Below are 6,190 nucleotides of genomic sequence, written 5' to 3'. Positions count from 1 at the left end.
TTTTCTGGCACACAAGAAAAACGCCCTGCCGGGTTACCGACAGGGCGTTTTAATTTAAGAGCTTGACCCGTTCGCCCGGAGCGAACGGGCACAGCCGGAGGCTGCCCGCAGGGTCGATGCCAGGGATGGGGTCGATGCCAGGGATGGCATCGATGACCATGACCGCAGGGTATCTACATGGATGTAGTGTATGCAGATAACGCAGGAGCAGTTATCTGTCATCGGCAAGCGCCCCCGCTCCGGCGCGAGCCACGCAAAAAAATACCCCGAACCATTACTGATTCGGGGTATTTCAATTTAAGAGCTTGACGATGACCTACTCTCACATGGGGAAACCCCACACTACCATCGGCGCTAAGTCGTTTCACTTCTGAGTTCGGAATGGGATCAGGTGGTTCCAACTCGCTATGATCGTCAAGCAAACTGGTTTGAGTCCGGGTTGGTCTTATCTCTTAGTCGAGTGCCGCCATTCTCAAATAGGGTGGTGATACAGTAAGTTGCACAGTGCTTTGTCGATTGCGTCTCTGCACAGAAGTCCGGCTGTCGTATTCAGTCGTCTCTGTTATATGGTCAAGCCTCACGGGCAATTAGTACTGGTTAGCTCAACGCCTCGCAGCGCTTCCACACCCAGCCTATCAACGTGGTAGTCTTCCACGGCCCTTTAGGGAGCTCGAAGCTCCAGGGAGAACTTATCTTGAAGGAGGCTTCCCGCTTAGATGCTTTCAGCGGTTATCCCGTCCGAACGTAGCTACCGGGCAATGCGATTGGCATCACAACCCGAACACCAGAGGTTCGTCCACTCCGGTCCTCTCGTACTAGGAGCAGCTCTTCTCAATTCTCCAACGCCCACGGCAGATAGGGACCGAACTGTCTCACGACGTTCTAAACCCAGCTCGCGTACCACTTTAAATGGCGAACAGCCATACCCTTGGGACCGGCTTCAGCCCCAGGATGTGATGAGCCGACATCGAGGTGCCAAACACCGCCGTCGATGTGAACTCTTGGGCGGTATCAGCCTGTTATCCCCGGAGTACCTTTTATCCGTTGAGCGATGGCCCTTCCATACAGAACCACCGGATCACTATGACCTACTTTCGTACCTGCTCGACGTGTCAGTCTCGCAGTTAAGCTGGCTTGTGCCATTACACTAACCTCCTGATTTCCGACCAGGATTAGCCAACCTTCGTGCTCCTCCGTTACTCTTTGGGAGGAGACCGCCCCAGTCAAACTACCCACCATACACTGTCCGCGATCCCGATAAGGGACCTGCGTTAGAACCCCAAACATACCAGGGTGGTATTTCAAGGTTGGCTCCACGCTAACTGGCGTTAGCGCTTCAAAGCCTCCCACCTATCCTACACAAATAGGCTCAGAGTTCAGTGTAAAGCTATAGTAAAGGTTCACGGGGTCTTTCCGTCTAGCCGCGGGTACACTGCATCTTAACAGCGATTTCAATTTCACTGAGTCTCGGGTGGAGACAGCGTGGCCATCGTTACGCCATTCGTGCAGGTCGGAACTTACCCGACAAGGAATTTCGCTACCTTAGGACCGTTATAGTTACGGCCGCCGTTTACCGGGGCTTCAATCAAGAGCTTCGCCGAAGCTAACCCCATCATTTAACCTTCCGGCACCGGGCAGGCGTCACACCCTATACGTCCACTTACGTGTTTGCAGAGTGCTATGTTTTTAATAAACAGTCGCAGCCACCTGGTCACTTCGGCTGCCAACAGCTTAGGGAGCAAGTCCCATCACCGCCAGCAGCGTACCTTCTCCCGAAGTTACGGTACCATTTTGCCTAGTTCCTTCACCCGAGTTCTCTCAAGCGCCTTGGTATTCTCTACCTGACCACCTGTGTCGGTTTCGAGTACGGTTCCTCTTTACCTGAAGCTTAGAAGCTTTTCTTGGAAGCATGGCATCAACCACTTCGCGCTCTAAAAAGAGCACTCGTCATCAGTTCTCGGCCTTAAGAGCCCGGATTTACCTAAGCTCTCAGCCTACAACCTTAAACACGGACAACCAACGCCGTGCTGGCCTAGCCTTCTCCGTCCCTCCATCGCAGTAAAGAGAAGTACAGGAATGTTAACCTGTTTCCCATCGATTACGCCTTTCGGCCTCACCTTAGGGGCCGACTAACCCTGTCCCGATTAGCGTTGGACAGGAACCCTTGGTCTTCCGGCGTGGGAGTTTTTCACTCCCATTATCGTTACTCATGTCAGCATTCGCACTTCTGATACCTCCAGCAAGCCTCTCGGCTCACCTTCGCAGGCGTACAGAACGCTCCCCTACCATGCAACAAGTTGCATCCGCAGCTTCGGTTACCAGTTTGAGCCCCGTTACATCTTCCGCGCAGGCCGACTCGACTAGTGAGCTATTACGCTTTCTTTAAAGGATGGCTGCTTCTAAGCCAACCTCCTAGCTGTCTGTGCCTTCCCACATCGTTTCCCACTTAACTGGTATTTGGGACCTTAGCTGGCGGTCTGGGTTGTTGCCCTCTTGACGACGAACGTTAGCACCCGCCGTCTGTCTGCCATAATTGCACTCCACGGTATTCGGAGTTTGCATGGGGTTGGTAAGTCGGGATGACCCCCTAGCCCAAACAGTGCTCTACCCCCGTGGGTGAGATATGACGCGCTACCTAAATAGCTTTCGGGGAGAACCAGCTATCTCCCGGCTTGATTAGCCTTTCACTCCGATCCACAGGTCATCTCCGCATTTTTCAACATACGTGAGTTCGGTCCTCCAGTGCCTGTTACGGCACCTTCAACCTGCCCATGGATAGATCGCCGGGTTTCGGGTCTATTGCCTGCGACTGGACGCCCTATTAAGACTCGGTTTCCCTACGGCTCCCCTATACGGTTAACCTTGCCACAGACAATAAGTCGCTGACCCATTATACAAAAGGTACGCCGTCACGGAACAAGTCCGCTCCGACTGCTTGTACGCACACGGTTTCAGGATCTATTTCACTCCCCTCACAGGGGTTCTTTTCGCCTTTCCCTCACGGTACTGGTTCACTATCGGTCAGTTGGGAGTATTTAGCCTTGGAGGATGGTCCCCCCATATTCAGTCAGGATAACACGTGTCCCGACCTACTCGATTTCACAACAAATGCCTTTTCGTGTACGGGGCTATCACCCTGTATCGCCCAACTTTCCAGAAGGTTCCACTAAGACATAAGTTGCTTAAGGGCTGGTCCCCGTTCGCTCGCCGCTACTAGGGGAATCTCGGTTGATTTCTTTTCCTCCGGGTACTTAGATGTTTCAGTTCCCCGGGTTCGCCTCCCATACCTATGTATTCAGTATGGGATACCCGACTTACGACGGGTGGGTTTCCCCATTCGGAAATCGCGGGATCATAGCGTGTTTGCCAGCTCCCCCGCGCTTATCGCAGGCTCCTACGTCCTTCATCGCCTCCAACTGCCTAGGCATCCACCGTGTGCGCTTAGTCGCTTGACCATATAACACAAACGACTGCTTTACGATTAATCACAACGCTTCATTAAACCGTCACAGTAAACTGTCACGTTTCAATGTAAGTCGTTGCGATCGCCGGACTTTTGTGTAGAGATACACAATCGTCAAATTAATCAGCAATGTACAACTTACTGTATCACCTTGTTAAAGAGCATCTGGCGTAAAAACCAGTCAGTTAACTTCTCTAATCGATTCTTCGATTAAAAAGTCAATTGACTGACTTCTAACAATTAGCAGTAAAGATTGAAAGTGGTGGAGCTAAGCGGGATCGAACCGCTGACCTCCTGCGTGCAAGGCAGGCGCTCTCCCAGCTGAGCTATAGCCCCAAATATTTCCAAGCAAGGAAATGGCTTTTTCGTCAGGTGGTGATGCGGGAAAGCGTAGCGTGTTAACAACACGTGAGCTTTTGCGCAGCGCCGCCTGGCGGAAAAGTGGTAGGCCTGGGCAGACTTGAACTGCCGACCTCACCCTTATCAGGGGTGCGCTCTAACCAGCTGAGCTACAGGCCTATAAAACTTTCGTCTTCAAGCTCAAGCGAAAGCCTCAACTAAGTTGAGCCCCAGCCTGCAGCTTATGGCTTGTAGCTTGCAGAGTTATTACTGCTAATCCAGTCGATCAAGCAATGCGTGTGGACGCTTACGAAGCGAAACGGCGTATCGTTTAAGGAGGTGATCCAGCCCCAGGTTCCCCTAGGGCTACCTTGTTACGACTTCACCCCAGTCATGAATCACACCGTGGTGACCGTCCTCCGAGGTTAGACTAGCCACTTCTGGTGCAACCCACTCCCATGGTGTGACGGGCGGTGTGTACAAGGCCCGGGAACGTATTCACCGTGACATTCTGATTCACGATTACTAGCGATTCCGACTTCATGGAGTCGAGTTGCAGACTCCAATCCGGACTACGAACGGTTTTTCGGGATTAGCTCCACCTCGCGGATTGGCAACCCTTTGTACCGCCCATTGTAGCACGTGTGTAGCCCAGGCCGTAAGGGCCATGATGACTTGACGTCGTCCCCACCTTCCTCCGGTTTGTCACCGGCAGTCTCCTTAGAGTTCCCACCATTACGTGCTGGCAACTAAGGACAAGGGTTGCGCTCGTTACGGGACTTAACCCAACATCTCACGACACGAGCTGACGACAGCCATGCAGCACCTGTCACTTGGCTCCCGAAGGCACCAAAGCATCTCTGCTAAGTTCCAAGGATGTCAAGGCCTGGTAAGGTTCTTCGCGTTGCGTCGAATTAAACCACATGCTCCACCGCTTGTGCGGGCCCCCGTCAATTCATTTGAGTTTTAACCTTGCGGCCGTACTCCCCAGGCGGTCTACTTAGTGCGTTAGCTGCGCCACTAAGAGCTCAAGGCTCCCAACGGCTAGTAGACATCGTTTACGGCGTGGACTACCAGGGTATCTAATCCTGTTTGCTCCCCACGCTTTCGCACCTCAGCGTCAGTATCAGTCCAGAGTGTCGCCTTCGCCACTGATGTTCCTTCCTATATCTACGCATTTCACCGCTACACAGGAAATTCCACACTCCTCTACCGTACTCTAGCTAGCCAGTTCTAACTGCAGTTCCCAGGTTGAGCCCGGGGCTTTCACAGCTAGCTTAACTCGCCGCCTACGTGCGCTTTACGCCCAGTAATTCCGATTAACGCTTGCACCCTCCGTATTACCGCGGCTGCTGGCACGGAGTTAGCCGGTGCTTCTTCTGCGAGTAACGTCACCCCCGATGGGTATTAGCCATCAGGCTTTCCTCCTCGCTGAAAGTGCTTTACAACCCGAAGGCCTTCTTCACACACGCGGCATGGCTGGATCAGGGTTGCCCCCATTGTCCAATATTCCCCACTGCTGCCTCCCGTAGGAGTTCGGGCCGTGTCTCAGTCCCGATGTGGCTGATCATCCTCTCAGACCAGCTACAGATCGTCGCCTTGGTAGGCCATTACCCCACCAACAAGCTAATCTGACGCGGGCTCATCCAATAGCACAAGGTCCGAAGATCCCCTGCTTTCCCCCGTAGGGCGTATGCGGTATTAGCAGCCGTTTCCGGCTGTTGTCCCCCACTACTGGGCAGATTCCCACGCGTTACTCACCCGTCCGCCGCTGTACTCACCCCGAAGGGCTTTCTCGCTCGACTTGCATGTGTTAGGCCTGCCGCCAGCGTTCAATCTGAGCCATGATCAAACTCTTCAGTTTAAAGAGTGCGATTCTTATTTCAGACAACTGCAAACAACTATCTGAATACCTCAAGAATCTTAAATCGTGCTCAGACGCTCGTTAACCTTAAAACATCATTACTGATGAATTGATGAGTCACTTGCGTCTGACAATCTTGTGTCGCCGATTGCCTCGCAAGCGCCCACACGCATTGCTTGATCTCACTTTTAAAGAACTCTCGGCGAGGGCAGCGCCTCAACCGTGGGATGCGAATTATACGCATCAAATCCGTTTTAGCAAGCGTTTTTTGAAACTTTTTTGTCGGCTCCGAAGAGCCGTCAAAAACCTTCTCAAAACGCCGAACCCAAACACCGCTTCGCGGACTTCGTGATTCGCTCCTCATCCGTCAGGAGCTGCGCATTATACACTTTAACTTTTGCTTGTAAACCCTTAATTTTCAAAAAGTTTTTCAAGCAGCGCCTCGTCCTTTTGGCTGACCCTTCACTCCGGAAGAGGCGCGAACTATACGGATATGATCCGGGGCGCGCAAGTACTTTTTGAAA

2 tRNA genes and 3 rRNA genes are annotated in these 6,190 nt (G+C 52.6%); all 5 read right to left on the bottom strand.

Annotation, left to right across the window (positions count from 1 at the left end):
- Positions 1-303 precede the first annotated feature (303 nt).
- A 5S ribosomal RNA gene (rrf, locus tag EDC38_RS16320) occupies positions 304-419 on the bottom strand.
- A 147-nt stretch (positions 420-566) separates the two neighbouring features.
- A 23S ribosomal RNA gene (locus tag EDC38_RS16315) occupies positions 567-3,455 on the bottom strand.
- A 268-nt stretch (positions 3,456-3,723) separates the two neighbouring features.
- A tRNA-Ala gene (locus EDC38_RS16310) sits at positions 3,724-3,799 on the bottom strand.
- Between the two features lie 106 nt (positions 3,800-3,905).
- A tRNA-Ile gene (locus EDC38_RS16305) sits at positions 3,906-3,982 on the bottom strand.
- A 152-nt stretch (positions 3,983-4,134) separates the two neighbouring features.
- Positions 4,135-5,666 (bottom strand): 16S ribosomal RNA (locus tag EDC38_RS16300).
- Together the 16S, 23S and 5S rRNA genes with 2 tRNA genes alongside form the textbook arrangement of a ribosomal RNA operon.
- Between the last annotated feature and the right edge of the window lie 524 nt (positions 5,667-6,190).

The sequence above is a fragment of the Marinimicrobium koreense genome, from assembly GCF_003762925.1.
Lineage (GTDB): Bacteria > Pseudomonadota > Gammaproteobacteria > Pseudomonadales > Cellvibrionaceae > Marinimicrobium > Marinimicrobium koreense.
Note: the sequence above shows the minus strand (reverse complement) of the source record. Positions and strands in the feature narration are given on the sequence as shown.